This is a genomic window from Escherichia sp. 94.0001 (genome assembly GCF_013369155.2).
Taxonomy (GTDB): domain Bacteria; phylum Pseudomonadota; class Gammaproteobacteria; order Enterobacterales; family Enterobacteriaceae; genus Escherichia; species Escherichia coli_F.
Genome location: NZ_JABWMS020000060.1, coordinates 14,079 through 28,009, shown reverse-complemented (window position 1 = coordinate 28,009; position 13,931 = coordinate 14,079). Strand labels below are relative to the sequence as shown.

The 13,931-nt window shown below is 49.9% G+C and carries 14 protein-coding genes, 1 pseudogene and 1 other annotated feature; of the genes and pseudogenes, 9 read left to right on the top strand and 6 right to left on the bottom strand.

What is annotated here, in order from left to right:
* Nucleotides 1–168: 168 nt before the first annotated feature.
* The 3 genes from clpB to rluD all read right to left on the bottom strand — a co-directional run bounded on the left by clpB (nt 169) and on the right by rluD (nt 4,580).
* Nucleotides 169–2,742 (bottom strand): ATP-dependent chaperone ClpB, encoded by a 2,574-nt coding sequence (clpB, locus tag HEN33_RS19835; RefSeq protein ID WP_001235102.1) that lies wholly within the window; start codon nt 2,740–2,742, stop codon nt 169–171.
* 129 nt (nt 2,743–2,871) lie between these two features.
* Nucleotides 2,872–3,603 carry a purine nucleoside phosphorylase YfiH gene (gene yfiH, locus HEN33_RS19830; protein WP_000040132.1) on the bottom strand — a complete coding sequence of 244 codons (732 nt, stop codon included), beginning with the start codon at nt 3,601–3,603 and terminating at the stop codon, nt 2,872–2,874.
* Nucleotides 3,600–4,580: a 23S rRNA pseudouridine(1911/1915/1917) synthase RluD gene (gene rluD / locus HEN33_RS19825; protein WP_000079112.1), complete on the bottom strand. Its 981-nt coding sequence runs from the start codon at nt 4,578–4,580 to the stop codon at nt 3,600–3,602. Before rluD ends, yfiH begins: the two co-directional genes overlap by 4 nt.
* Nucleotides 4,581–4,714: 134 nt before the next feature.
* Between rluD and bamD the strand changes: the two genes are divergently transcribed.
* The 5 genes and pseudogenes from bamD to pheA all read left to right on the top strand — a co-directional run bounded on the left by bamD (nt 4,715) and on the right by pheA (nt 8,295).
* Entirely contained in the window at nt 4,715–5,452 is a 738-nt protein-coding gene (gene bamD, locus HEN33_RS19820; RefSeq protein ID WP_000197686.1) for an outer membrane protein assembly factor BamD, read from the top strand.
* Between the two features lie 121 nt (nt 5,453–5,573).
* Nucleotides 5,574–6,288, top strand: a pseudogene (locus HEN33_RS19815) (IS4 family transposase).
* 255 nt (nt 6,289–6,543) lie between these two features.
* Nucleotides 6,544–6,885, top strand: coding sequence for a ribosome-associated translation inhibitor RaiA (gene raiA, locus HEN33_RS19810; protein WP_000178456.1), 342 nt, complete (start codon nt 6,544–6,546; stop codon nt 6,883–6,885).
* A gap of 102 nt (nt 6,886–6,987) precedes the next feature.
* Nucleotides 6,988–7,113: a sequence feature (Phe leader region), on the top strand.
* Nucleotides 6,989–7,036, top strand: a complete 48-nt coding sequence (pheL, locus tag HEN33_RS19805; protein ID WP_001386991.1) for a pheA operon leader peptide PheL — start codon at nt 6,989–6,991, stop codon at nt 7,034–7,036. It overlaps the preceding feature by 48 nt.
* A gap of 21 nt (nt 7,114–7,134) precedes the next feature.
* Nucleotides 7,135–8,295 (top strand): bifunctional chorismate mutase/prephenate dehydratase, encoded by a 1,161-nt coding sequence (pheA, locus tag HEN33_RS19800; RefSeq protein WP_176263215.1) that lies wholly within the window; start codon nt 7,135–7,137, stop codon nt 8,293–8,295.
* A gap of 42 nt (nt 8,296–8,337) precedes the next feature.
* Here the strand turns inward: pheA and tyrA are convergent, their stop codons facing one another.
* The gene (gene tyrA / locus HEN33_RS19795) at nt 8,338–9,459 is read right to left on the bottom strand and encodes a bifunctional chorismate mutase/prephenate dehydrogenase (RefSeq protein WP_176263216.1); all 1,122 of its coding nucleotides are present in this window, start codon (nt 9,457–9,459) and stop codon (nt 8,338–8,340) included.
* 10 nt (nt 9,460–9,469) lie between these two features.
* Nucleotides 9,470–10,540, bottom strand: coding sequence for a 3-deoxy-7-phosphoheptulonate synthase AroF (gene aroF, locus HEN33_RS19790; protein ID WP_001168045.1), 1,071 nt, complete (start codon nt 10,538–10,540; stop codon nt 9,470–9,472).
* Nucleotides 10,541–10,749: 209 nt separating this feature from the next.
* Between aroF and HEN33_RS19785 the strand changes: the two genes are divergently transcribed.
* From HEN33_RS19785 to HEN33_RS19770, 4 genes are all read left to right on the top strand, one after another.
* Nucleotides 10,750–11,115: a DUF2799 domain-containing protein gene (locus HEN33_RS19785; protein WP_001353010.1), complete on the top strand. Its 366-nt coding sequence runs from the start codon at nt 10,750–10,752 to the stop codon at nt 11,113–11,115.
* A gap of 150 nt (nt 11,116–11,265) precedes the next feature.
* Nucleotides 11,266–11,784: a YfiR family protein gene (locus HEN33_RS19780; RefSeq protein WP_176263217.1), complete on the top strand. Its 519-nt coding sequence runs from the start codon at nt 11,266–11,268 to the stop codon at nt 11,782–11,784.
* On the top strand, nt 11,774–13,000 hold the full coding sequence (dgcN, locus tag HEN33_RS19775) for a diguanylate cyclase DgcN (RefSeq protein ID WP_176263218.1): 1,227 nt from the start codon (nt 11,774–11,776) through the stop codon (nt 12,998–13,000). Before HEN33_RS19780 ends, dgcN begins: the two co-directional genes overlap by 11 nt.
* A 15-nt stretch (nt 13,001–13,015) precedes the next feature.
* Entirely contained in the window at nt 13,016–13,498 is a 483-nt protein-coding gene (locus HEN33_RS19770; protein WP_039021299.1) for an OmpA family protein, read from the top strand.
* A 76-nt stretch (nt 13,499–13,574) separates the two neighbouring features.
* Here HEN33_RS19770 and rplS read toward each other — a convergent pair whose 3' ends face one another.
* A complete protein-coding gene (gene rplS, locus HEN33_RS19765) occupies nt 13,575–13,922 on the bottom strand; it encodes a 50S ribosomal protein L19 (RefSeq protein WP_000065253.1) in 348 nt (115 codons plus the stop codon).
* Nucleotides 13,923–13,931 lie beyond the last annotated feature (9 nt).

Below are 13,931 nucleotides of genomic sequence, written 5' to 3'. Positions count from 1 at the left end.
CCGTTGTTCCGTGTCAGTGGTGGCGCATTATAGGGAGTTATTCCGGCCTGACAAGCGAAAAATATAAAAACTTTATCGTTCGCTCATTTTTCAGGCAAAACATCTTGAATATAGTCTTTTCCGTCTAATTTATAGACAAAAACGAGCCCCGAAGGACTCGTTTTATCATTACTGAACGGCGACAATCCTGTCTTCATTAACTTCCAGGCGAATAACTTTACCCGGAACCAATTCACCAGACAGTATTTGCTGTGCCAGCGGGTTTTCGATCTGCTGCTGGATAGCACGTTTCAGAGGACGTGCACCATAGACCGGATCGTAACCGTTCTCGCTCAGCAGTTTCAGCGCCTCGTCAGAAATGTGGATTTCATAACCACGTTCTTCCAGACGTTTGTACAGACGTTTCAACTGAATCTGCGCAATCGACGCAATGTGCTGTTCACCCAGCGGATGGAAGACCACCACTTCATCGATACGGTTAATGAATTCCGGACGGAAGTTATGGCTTACCACACCGAGTACCAGCTCTTTCATGTGCGCATAATCCAGTTCACCGAAGCGTTCCTGAATCAAATCGGAACCGAGGTTAGAGGTCATAATGACAACCGTATTACGGAAGTCGACCGTTCTCCCCTGCCCGTCAGTCAGACGCCCATCATCCAGTACCTGCAACAGAATGTTGAAGACATCCGGATGCGCTTTTTCCACTTCATCCAGCAGGATGACGGAATACGGACGACGACGCACCGCTTCGGTCAGGTAGCCACCTTCTTCATAACCGACATATCCCGGAGGCGCACCAACCAGACGAGACACCGAGTGTTTCTCCATAAACTCGGACATATCGATACGGACCATCGCCTCGTCGCTATCAAACATAAAGTTCGCCAGCGCCTTACAAAGCTCAGTTTTCCCCACACCCGTTGGGCCGAGGAACAGGAATGAACCAATCGGGCGATTCGGGTCAGCAAGCCCCGCACGGCTACGACGAATAGCGTTAGATACCGCATCAACCGCTTCGTTCTGACCAATAACGCGATGGTGCAGCTCTTGCTCCATACGCAGCAGTTTTTCGCGCTCGCTTTCCATCATGCGAGAAACCGGAATCCCCGTCCAACGCGCCAGCACTTCAGCAATTTCGGCGTCGGTCACTTTATTACGCAAGAGACGCATAGTTTTGCCTTCGAGCTGCGTTGCGGCTTCCAGTTGCTTTTCCAGTTCTGGAATTTTGCCGTATTGCAGTTCAGACATCCGCGCCAGATCACCCACACGGCGAGCCTGTTCAATGGCGATTTTCGCCTGTTCCAGTTCCGCTTTAATGGTCTGCGTACCAGAAAGCGACGCTTTCTCAGCTTTCCACTCTTCTTCTAACTCGGAGTACTGACGTTCTTTGTCGCTCAGTTCTTCGTTGAGCATATCCAGGCGTTTTTTACTGGCTTCATCAGACTCTTTCATTAGCGCCTGTTGTTCCAGTTTGAGCTGGATGATACGACGATCGAGTCGGTCGAGTTCTTCCGGTTTTGAGTCAATCTGCATACGAATGCTGGATGCTGCTTCATCGATCAGGTCGATGGCTTTATCCGGCAGCTGACGGTCAGCAATGTAGCGATGAGACAACGTCGCAGCTGCAACAATTGCCGGGTCAGTAATTTGCACATGGTGGTGCAGTTCGTAACGTTCTTTCAGGCCACGCAGAATAGCAATGGTGTCTTCAACAGAAGGCTCGGCAACAAACACTTTCTGGAAACGACGTTCCAGCGCAGCATCTTTTTCGATGTACTGGCGATATTCGTCCAGTGTCGTGGCACCTACGCAGTGCAATTCACCACGCGCCAGCGCCGGTTTCAGCATGTTGCCGGCGTCCATTGCGCCATCGGCTTTACCCGCACCGACCATGGTATGTAATTCGTCGATAAACAGGATGACGTTGCCTTCCTGTTTGGCGAGATCGTTAAGCACGCCTTTTAAACGTTCTTCAAACTCACCGCGATATTTCGCCCCGGCCACCAGCGCGCCCATATCCAGCGCCAGTACGCGGCGGCCTTTCAGCCCTTCCGGTACCTCGCCATTGATAATACGCTGAGCCAGACCTTCAACGATGGCTGTTTTACCAACGCCTGGTTCACCAATCAGCACCGGGTTATTTTTAGTACGACGTTGCAGTACCTGAATGGTACGGCGAATTTCTTCATCACGGCCAATCACCGGATCGAGTTTGCCTTGTTCGGCTCGTTCGGTGAGGTCGATAGTGTATTTTTTCAAAGCCTGACGTTGGTCTTCAGCTCCTTGATCGTTCACGCTTTCACCTCCACGCATTTGTTCAATCGCTTGAGTAATGTTGGCGGTGGTCGCCCCTGCTGCTTTCAGGATGTCGGCCAGCGTGCCGCGAGACTCAAGTGCAGCCAGAACGAACAGTTCTGACGAGATAAAATTATCACCACGTTTTTGCGCCAGCTTGTCGCAAAGATTAAGAACGCGCACCAGATCCTGTGAGGGCTGGACATCGCCACCAGTGCCTTCAACCTGCGGTAAACGATTTAATGCCTGATTGATATCTGTGCGCAACTGACCAGCATTGATGCCGGCGGATGTTAATAAAGGACTAACCGAACCCCCTTCCTGATTCAGCAGGGCGCTCATTAAATGAAGTGGTTCGATGAATTGGTTGTCGTGCCCGAGTGCAAGTGATTGGGCATCGGCAAGAGCAAGCTGGAATTTATTAGTAAGACGATCCAGACGCATAACTCCTCCCATAACGGATCAAAGTTGCTACTGGAGATTAAATGAGGTCATCCCTCAATTATTCAAGGTTATTGACCAGATTAATGTGAAAAGAAAATCACGCGTACCGGATCGTCTTGATTCTTTAGGTTATATCAGCCAAATGAAACTTGCCATACGACCGGTGGTCTTGTCGCGACGATAAGAGAAGAATGTCTCATTTTCCGTATATGTACAACGGTCGCCGCCGAAAATTTGCTCAACACCAACGTTCGCCAGACGCTGCCGGGCAAGCTGATAAATATCCGCCAGATATTTATCTCCATGCTGAATGAAAGCTGCACTCGCTTTGGCGTCTACTGCCATAAACGCCTCGCGAACCTCCGCTCCCACTTCAAACGCGCGTGGACCAATTGCCGGCCCTAACCAGGCGAGAATGTTTTCGGGATTATCAGCAAAACAGGAAACCGTCTCTTCCAGCACGCCTGCGCACAGTCCACGCCAGCCAGCATGAGCGGCGGCGACTTCCGTTCCCGCTCGATTGCAAAACAGCACAGGGAGGCAGTCAGCCGTCATCACGGCGCAAACCGTGCCGGGCGTATTGCTATAAGAGGCATCCGCTCGTTTTGAGGCATAAGGTTCGCCAGTAAGCTTAAGCACATCTTTGCCGTGTACCTGCTCAAGCCAGACCGGTTTTGAAGGCAAATTGCCCGCAGCAAAAAGTCGCTTACGATTTTCCTCGACGTGATCCGGGTTATCGCCACAATGGGCACCGAGGTTGAGCGAGTCATACGGCGGCAAGCTCACGCCGCCGATACGGGTAGAGCTACAGGCCGCAACACCTTTTGGCAGCGGCCACTGCGGGACAATCAGCTTACTCATAACCAGTCCACTTCATCCTTATGCTCTTCGAAATCGGCGCGCATCACCTCAATCAGCTCCACCATATCTTGTGGAATAGGCGCATGCCATTCCATTTCGATGCCGGAGATCGGGTGATAAAGACGCAGCATGGTTGCATGAAGCGCCTGGCGGTCAAACTTACGCAGCGTGGAGATAAACGCTTCCGAAGCACCTTTTGGCGGACGCGGACGGCCGCCATAAACCGGATCGCCCACCAGCGGATGAGTGATATGGGCCATATGCACGCGGATCTGGTGCGTACGTCCGGTTTCCAGACGCAACCGCAGACGCGTGTGCACACGGAAGTGTTCCATGATGCGATAGTGAGTGACCGCCGGTTTACCCATCGGATGCACCGCCATGTGAGTACGTTTGGTCGGGTGGCGGCTGATTGGTTCATCTACTGTACCGCCAGCGGTCATATGACCAATTGCCACCGCTTCATACTCACGAGTAATTTCACGCCGTTGCAAAGATTCGACTAAACGCGTCTGAGCCGGAACGGTTTTTGCCACAACCATCAGGCCGGTGGTGTCTTTATCCAGACGATGGACGATGCCCGCACGCGGTACATCGGCAATGGGCGGATAATAATGAAGCAACGCATTCAGTACCGTGCCATCCGGGTTACCCGCGCCAGGATGTACCACCAGGTCGCGTGGTTTATTAATGACGATGATATCTTCATCTTCATAGACGATATCCAGCGGGATATCCTGCGGTTCAAAACGCGCTTCTTCTTCAATCTCAGCGTTGATGGCCACCTGCTCGCCACCCAATACTTTTTCTTTCGGCTTATCGCAAACTTTGCCGTTAACCAGCACGCGCTGGTCGAGGATCCATTCTTTTATTCGCGAACGTGAATAATCCGGGAACATTTCGGCCAAAGCCTGATCTAAGCGTTGACCGAGTTGGTTTTCGGACACCGTTGCAGTGAGCTGTACTCGTTGTGCCATATATACTGCTTCTTCGTTTATCGTTGGGGTTTTACGGCTTTGCCGTTTAATATAGTGTGCTATTGTAGCTGGTCTTAACCGGGAGCAGGAACAGAGAATCTCCCGTATTACATTTTGAGGAAAGTCAAAACGTCATGACGCGCATGAAATATCTGGTGGCAGCCGCCACACTAAGCCTGTTTTTGGCGGGTTGCTCGGGGTCAAAGGAAGAAGTACCTGATAATCCGCCAAATGAAATTTACGCGACTGCACAACAAAAGCTGCAGGACGGTAACTGGAGACAGGCAATAACGCAACTGGAAGCGTTAGATAATCGCTATCCGTTTGGTCCGTATTCGCAGCAGGTGCAGCTGGATCTCATCTACGCCTACTATAAAAACGCCGATTTGCCGTTAGCACAGGCTGCCATCGATCGTTTTATTCGCCTTAACCCGACCCATCCGAATATCGATTATGTCATGTATATGCGTGGCCTGACCAATATGGCGCTCGATGACAGTGCACTGCAAGGGTTCTTTGGCGTCGATCGTAGCGATCGCGATCCTCAACATGCACGAGCTGCGTTTAGTGACTTTTCCAAACTGGTGCGCGGCTATCCGAACAGTCAGTACACCACCGATGCCACCAAACGTCTGGTATTCCTGAAAGATCGTCTGGCGAAATATGAATACTCCGTTGCCGAGTACTATACAGAACGTGGCGCATGGGTTGCCGTCGTTAACCGCGTAGAAGGCATGTTGCGCGACTACCCGGATACCCAGGCTACGCGTGATGCGCTGCCGCTGATGGAAAATGCATACCGTCAGATGCAAATGAATGCGCAAGCTGAAAAAGTAGCGAAAATCATCGCCGCAAACAGCAGCAATACATAACAGAAACCTGAAACACAAAACGGCAGCCTTGAGCTGTAATGCCGATCAGTTAAGGATCAGTTGACCGATCCAGTGGCTGTGTAAGAATCCGGAAACGCTCACTCGTTTCCGGATTTTTTTTATGCTCATTGGACAGGCCCTTGATTTGGTATCCCGTTACGATTCTCTGCGTAACCCACTGACTTCTCTGGGGGATTACCTCGACCCCGAACTCATCTCTCGTTGCCTTGCCGAATCAGGTACTGTAACGCTACGCAAGCGCCGTCTTCCCCTCGAAATGATGGTCTGGTGTATTGTTGGCATGGCGCTTGAGCGTAAAGAACCTCTTCACCAGATTGTGAATCGCCTGGACATCATGCTGCCGGGCAATCGCCCCTTCGTTGCCCCCAGTGCCGTTATTCAGGCCCGCCAGCGCCTGGGAAGTGAGGCTGTCCGACGCGTGTTCACGAAAACAGCGCAGCTCTGGCATAACGCCACGCCGCATCCGCACTGGTGCGGCCTGACCCTGCTGGCCATCGATGGTGTGTTCTGGCGCACACCGGATACACCAGAGAACGATGCAGCCTTCCCCCGCCAGACACATGCCGAGAACCCGGCGCTCTACCCGCAGGTCAAAATGGTCTGCCAGATGGAACTGACCAGCCATCTGCTGACGTCGATGACGGACGCCATGCGCTTCACCGGGACGTATACCGGAGCTGATGCGCGATCTTGCAAGTATGGGACAACTTGTGAAATTACCGACAAGAAGGGAAAGGGCCTTCCCGAGAGTGGTAAAGGAGAGGCCCTGGAAATACCCCACAGCCCCGAAAAGAGCCAGTCAGTTGCTTAACTGACTGGCATTACAGCCTTGAGCTGCCGTTTTTTTATTCTGTTAGTTGTGAAACTGAAGCGATTTAGTCACTATCGATCTCATCAAATATGGCTCGCTTTGAGATATTCCTCAAGTAAAAAAACACCTCTTCCTGCGATTTCTCACAAAAAAGATTCGTTGACAAAAAGTGACAAAATTATGAGATTTCCATCACACATTTTGACATCAGGAACGGTATGCTGAATTCACCAAGACGGGAAGACAAGAGGTAAAATTTATGACAATGAACATTACCAGCAAACAAATGGAAATTACTCCGGCCATCCGCCAACATGTCGCAGACCGTCTCGCCAAACTGGAAAAATGGCAAACACATCTGATTAATCCACATATCATTCTGTCCAAAGAGCCACAAGGTTTTGTTGCTGACGCCACAATCAATACTCCTAACGGCGTTCTGGTTGCCAGTGGTAAACATGAAGATATGTACACCGCAATTAACGAATTGATCAACAAGCTGGAACGGCAGCTCAATAAACTGCAGCACAAAGGCGAAGCACGTCGTGCCGCAACATCGGTGAAAGACGCCAACTTCGTCGAAGAAGTTGAAGAAGAGTAGTCCTTTATATTGAGTGTATCGCCAACGCGCCTTCGGGCGCGTTTTTTGTTGACAGCGAGAAAACAGTACGGGTACTGTACTGAAGTCACCTAAGGAAACAAACATGAAACACACGCCGTTTTTCTTCGCATTCTTTTTTACCTTCCCCTGAATGGGAGGCGTTTCGTCGTGTGAAACAGAATGCAAAGACGAACAATAAGGCCTCCCAAACCGGGGGGCCTTTTTTATTGATAACAAAAAGGCAACACTATGACATCGGAAAACCCGTTACTGGCGCTGCGAGAGAAAATCAGCGCGCTGGATGAAAAATTATTAGCATTACTGGCAGAGCGGCGCGAACTGGCCGTCGAGGTGGGAAAAGCCAAACTGCTCTCTCATCGCCCGGTACGTGATATTGATCGCGAACGCGATTTGCTGGAAAGATTAATTACGCTCGGTAAAGCGCACCATCTGGACGCCCATTACATTACTCGCCTGTTCCAGCTCATCATTGAAGATTCCGTATTAACTCAGCAGGCACTGCTCCAGCAACATCTCAATAAAATTAATCCGCACTCAGCACGCATCGCTTTTCTCGGCCCCAAAGGCTCCTATTCACATCTTGCCGCTCGTCAGTACGCTGCGCGTCACTTTGAGCAATTCATTGAAAGTGGCTGCGCCAAATTTGCCGATATTTTTAATCAGGTGGAAACCGGCCAGGCCGACTATGCCGTCGTACCGATTGAAAATACCAGCTCCGGTGCCATAAACGACGTTTACGATCTGCTGCAACATACCAGTTTGTCGATTGTTGGCGAGATGACGTTAACTATCGATCATTGTTTGTTGGTCTCCGGCACTACTGATTTATCCACCATTAATACGGTCTACAGCCATCCGCAGCCATTCCAGCAATGCAGCAAATTCCTTAATCGTTATCCGCACTGGGAGATTGAATATACCGAAAGTACGTCTGCGGCAATGGAAAAGGTTGCACAGGCAAAATCACCGCATGTTGCTGCGTTGGGAAGCGAAGCTGGCGGCACTTTGTACGGTTTGCAGGTACTGGAGCATATTGAAGCGAATCAGCGACAAAACTTCACCCGATTTGTGGTGTTGGCACGTAAAGCCATTAACGTTTCTGACCAGGTTCCGGCGAAAACGACGTTGTTAATGGCGACCGGACAACAAGCTGGTGCGCTGGTTGAAGCGTTGCTGGTACTGCGCAACCACAATCTGATTATGACCCGTCTGGAATCACGCCCGATTCACGGAAACCCGTGGGAAGAGATGTTTTATCTGGATATTCAGGCCAATCTGGAATCAGCGGAAATGCAACAGGCGTTGAAAGAGCTAGGTGAAATCACTCGCTCGATGAAAGTCCTGGGCTGTTACCCAAGCGAGAATGTGGTACCAGTCGATCCGGCATAATGAAATCGTGCCGGGTGAAACACGCCACCCGGCACTGGATTATTACTGGCGACTGTCATTCACCTGACGCAATAACACGCGGCTTTCACTCTGAAAACGCTGTGCATAATCGCCGAACCAGTGCTCCACCTTGCGGAAACTGTCAATAAACGCCTGCTTATCGCCCTGCTCCAGCAACTCAATCGCCTCGCCGAAACGCTTATAGTAACGTTTGATTAACGCCAGATTACGCTCTGACGACATAATAATGTCGGCATACAGTTGCGGATCCTGGGCAAACAGTCGCCCAACCATCGCCAGCTCAAGGCGGTAAATCGGCGAAGAAAGCGCCAGAAGTTGCTCAAGCTGAACATTTTCTTCTGCCAGGTGCAGCCCATAAGCAAAAGTAGCAAAGTGGCGCAGTGCCTGAATAAACGCCATATTCTGATCGTGCTCGACAGCGCTAATACGATGCAGCCGAGCGCCCCAGACCTGAATTTGCTCCAGAAACCATTGGTATGCTTCCGGCTTACGTCCATCACACCAGACCACAACTTGCTTTGCCAGGCTACCGCTGTCCGGGCCGAACATCGGGTGTAACCCCAGCACCGGGCCATCGTGCGCCGCCAGCATGGCCTGTAATGGTCCATTTTTCACTGATGCCAGATCAACCAGAATACAATCTTTCGGTAAAGGCGGTAATTTGCCGATAACTTGCTCAGTAACGTGGATGGGCACACTAACAATCACCATTCCGGCATCGGCAACAATATCAGCCGCTCGATCCCAGTCATGTTGCTCCAGAATCCGCACCTGATAACCCGAGAGCGTCAGCATCTTCTCGAACAGACGTCCCATCTGACCGCCACCACCGACGATAACCACCGGACGCAGAGACGGACAAAGCGTTTTAAATCCTTTGTCGTTTTCACTGGAGTAAGATTCACGCATCACCCGACGCAAAACATCCTCAATCAGATCTGGCGGTACACCCAGAGCTTCCGCCTCTGCACGCCGCGAGGCCAGCATAGATGCCTCGCGCTCCGGAACATAAATAGGCAGTCCAAAGCGGCTTTTCACCTCGCCAACTTCAGCAACCAGTTCCAGACGCTTCGCTAATAAATTCAGTAGCGCTTTATCGACTTCATCAATTTGATCGCGTAATGCGGTCAATTCAGCAACCATAATAAACCTCTTAAGCCACGCGAGCCGTCAGCTGCCCGTTCAGATCCTGATGAATTTCACGCAGCAAGGCATCGGTCATTTCCCAACTAATGCAGGCATCGGTTACGGATACACCGTATTTCATTTCACTGCGCGGTTGCTCGGAAGACTGATTGCCCTCGTGGATATTACTTTCGATCATCAGACCAATAATTGAGCGATTGCCATCTTTGATTTGAGCAACCACGGATTCTGCCACCGCAGGCTGACGGCGATAATCTTTATTGGAATTACCGTGGCTGCAATCTACCATCAGAGACGGGCGCAGTCCCGCCTGTTCCATCTCTTTTTCACATTGCGCAACATCCGCAGGGCTATAGTTTGGCGCTTTACCACCGCGCAGGATCACATGCCCGTCCGGATTCCCCTGAGTTTGTAGCAACGCAACCTGCCCTGCCTGGTTAATGCCAACAAAACGGTGCGGCTGGGCGGCGGCGCGCATAGCGTTAATAGCCGTTGCAAGGCTGCCGTCGGTGCCGTTTTTAAAACCAACCGGCATGGAAAGCCCGGAGGCCATTTCACGGTGTGTTTGCGATTCCGTTGTACGAGCACCAATTGCTGACCAGCTAAACAGATCGCCCAGGTATTGCGGGCTATTTGGATCTAACGCTTCCGTCGCCAGTGGCAGTCCCATATTCACCAGCTCAAGCAGCAATTTACGCGCGATCTGCAGCCCGGCTTCTACATCAAAAGAGCCATCCATATGGGGATCGTTAATTAACCCTTTCCAGCCGACAGTGGTACGGGGTTTTTCAAAATAGACGCGCATTACCAGATAGAGGCTATCGCTGACCTCTGCGGCAAGGGCTTTAAATCGACGAGCATATTCCAGAGCAGTTTCCGGATCATGAATGGAACAAGGACCACATACTACCAACAGACGAGGATCGCGCCCGGCGATAATATCTGAAATGGTTTTACGCGAGTCAGCAATCTGGGCTTCCTGTTGCAGGCTTAATGGAAAAGCGGCCTTCAGTTGTTCCGGAGTCATTAAAACTTGTTCGTCGGTAATATGTACGTTATTCAGCGCGTCTTTTTGCATGATGGCGATCCTGTTTATGCTCGTTTGCGATAGTTGATCCTCAGCGAGGATGACGTAACGATAACACATAAAGTAAAGTTTTCAATCCATATTTCGTACATTTTTCTTTACACAGGCAATTTATTCGCGCTTTTAACCCTTGTTTATGTATAAATAAATTTACACCTCCTTTGAAAACAATCCGCTATGCTTTGAAAAAGGAGAAAGAAATGATGAAAAAGTTTATCGCCCCCTTGTTGGCTTTACTGGTTAGCGGATGTCAGATTGATCCTTATACTCACGCGCCAACCTTGACCAGCACCGACTGGTATGATGTTGGTATGGAAGATGCGATATCGGGCAACGCCATAAAAGATGACGATGCATTTAGCGATTCACAGGCGGATCGCGGTCTATACCTTAAAGGATATGCCGAAGGACAAAAGAAAACTTGCCAGACCGATTTTACTTATGCCCGAGGACTTTCCGGTAAAAGCTTTCCTGCCAGCTGCAACAATGTTGAAAATGCCAGCCAACTGCATGAAGTATGGCAAAAAGGGGCTGATGAGAATGCCAGCACAATACGATTAAATTAATTAACCTCCCCAACAATAAATTAAACATGAGATTTTACTTATTATTTTTTATTTCCCACTCTGATGACGACTGCATAAAAAAATGATATTTTAATGAGCATTCTGAAAAATTATCGATGCATTGCAAGCGAAGATGGTGAGGATCCCTGAATGCGTTTTTCTCATCGTCTGTTCTTACTGCTGATTCTCCTCCTGACGGGAGCACCAATACTCGCTCAGGAACCTTCAGACGTTGCGAAAAACGTGCGTACGATGGTTTCCGGTATTGTCAGTTACACTCGCTGGCCTGCGCTATCAGGCCTACCAAAGTTATGTATCTTTTCATCTTCACGTTTTAGTACCGCCCTACAAGAGAATGCCGCGACATCTTTGCCTTATTTGCCTGTCATCATTCACACTCAACAAGAGGCGATGATTTCAGGCTGCAATGGTTTTTATTTTGGCAAGGAGTCACCGACATTCCAGATGGAATTAACCGAACAATATCCGTCAAAGGCGTTATTATTAATTGCCGAACAAAATACCGATTGCATTATTGGTAGCGCCTTTTGTCTGATCATCCACAATAATGACGTCAGATTTGCCGTAAACCTGGATGCCTTATCGCGTAGCGGTGTAAAGGTCAACCCGGATGTCTTAATGCTCGCACGGAAGAAAAATGATGGATAACGATAATTCTCTTAATAAGCGCCCCACGTTTAAAAGAGCATTACGCAACATCAGTATGACCAGCATATTTATCACTATGATGCTGATCTGGTTGCTGCTTTCCGTGACCTCGGTGCTGACCCTGAAACAGTACGCGCAAAAAAACCTGGCACTGACAGCAGCAACAATGACTTACAGTCTGGAAGCAGCGGTCGTTTTTGCCGATGGCCCTGCAGCAACTCAAACACTGGCAGCGCTGGGGAAGCAAGGGCAATTTTCAACTGCAGAAGTGCGTGATAAGCAGCAAAATATTCTGGCATCCTGGCATAACACCCGTAAGGATCCAGGCGATACTTTCAGCAATTTCATAAGCCACTGGCTCTTCCCTGCCCCCATCACTCAGCCGATTCGTCACAATGGTGAAACCATTGGCGAAGTACGCTTAACCGCTCGCGACAGTTCAATCAGCCATTTTATCTGGTTTTCGCTCGCTGTCCTGACCGGTTGTATTCTGCTGGCATCAGGCATCGCAATTACCCTCACCCGCCATTTGCACAATGGCCTGGTGGAAGCGCTGAAAAATATCACCGATGTCGTACATGATGTGCGTTCCAACCGCAATTTTTCCCGACGAGTTTCGGAAGAACGTATCGCTGAGTTTCACCGCTTCGCTCTCGACTTCAACAGTCTGCTGGATGAAATGGAAGAGTGGCAGCTTCGCTTACAGGCTAAAAATGCGCAGCTGCTACGTACCGCGCTACATGACCCATTAACCGGGCTGGCGAACCGGGCTGCGTTTCGTAGCGGCATCAACACGTTGATGAGCAGTTCCGACGCCCGAAAAACGTCGGCGTTACTATTTCTTGATGGCGATAATTTCAAATATATCAATGATACCTGGGGTCATGCGACGGGCGATCGTGTCTTGATTGAGGTAGCAAAACGGTTAGCTGAATTTGGCGGGCTGCAACATAAAGCATACCGCATAGGCGGCGATGAATTTGCGATGGTCCTCTTTGGTGTACAGTCGGAATCCGAAGTACAGCGGATTTGCTCAGCACTGACACAAATCTTTAATCGCCCGTTTGATCTTCATAATGGTCATCAGACCACAATGACATTAAGCATTGGTTACGCGATGACCATTGAGCATGCCTCTGCGGAAAAATTACAAGAGCTGGCCGATCACAATATGTATCAGGCCAAACACCAGCGTGCCGAAAAGCTGGTGAGATAACAAGGATATATCGATATGATAAAGCACCTGGTAGCCCCCCTGATTTTCACCTCGCTAGTACTGACTGGCTGCCAGTCCCCTCAGGGGAAGTTTACTCCTGAGCAAGTCGCCGCTATGCAATCTTATGGATTTACTGAATCCGCCGGCGACTGGTCGCTGGGATTATCAGATGCCATTCTGTTCGCAAAAAATGACTACAAATTGCTCCCGGAAAGCCAGCAACAGATCCAAACCATGGCAGCCAAATTGGCCTCGACAGGGCTAACGCATGCCCGTATGGATGGACACACCGACAACTATGGTGAAGACAGTTACAACGAAGCCTTATCATTGAAACGGGCGAATGTTGTGGCCGATGCATGGGCTATAGGTGGACAAATTCCGCGCAGCAACCTCACCACACAGGGTTTAGGAAAAAAATATCCCATAGCCAGTAACAAGACCGCTCAGGGCAGAGCCGAGAACCGCCGCGTCGCAGTGGTGATTACTACACCTTAAAACACGAGCAAACAGATAAAAAAAGGGCCAGCCAATTGGCCAGCCCTTCTTAACAGGATGTCGCTTAAGCGAAATCTTAGTTAAGACGCTCTTTGATACGAGCAGCCTTACCAGTACGCTCACGCAGGTAGTACAGTTTAGCTTTACGAACAGCACCACGACGTTTGACAGAAATGCTGTCAACTACCGGAGAGTGAGTCTGGAAGACACGCTCAACGCCTTCGCCGTTGGAAATTTTACGAACAGTGAATGCAGAGTGCAGACCGCGGTTACGAATAGCGATAACCACGCCCTCGAATGCCTGCAGACGTTTTTTGGAACCTTCAACAACCCATACTTTCACTTCCACGGTATCGCCCGGACGGAAGGAAGGTACGTCCTGCTTCATCTGCTCTTGTTCAAGTTGCTTAATAATGTTGCTCATAATTTAATC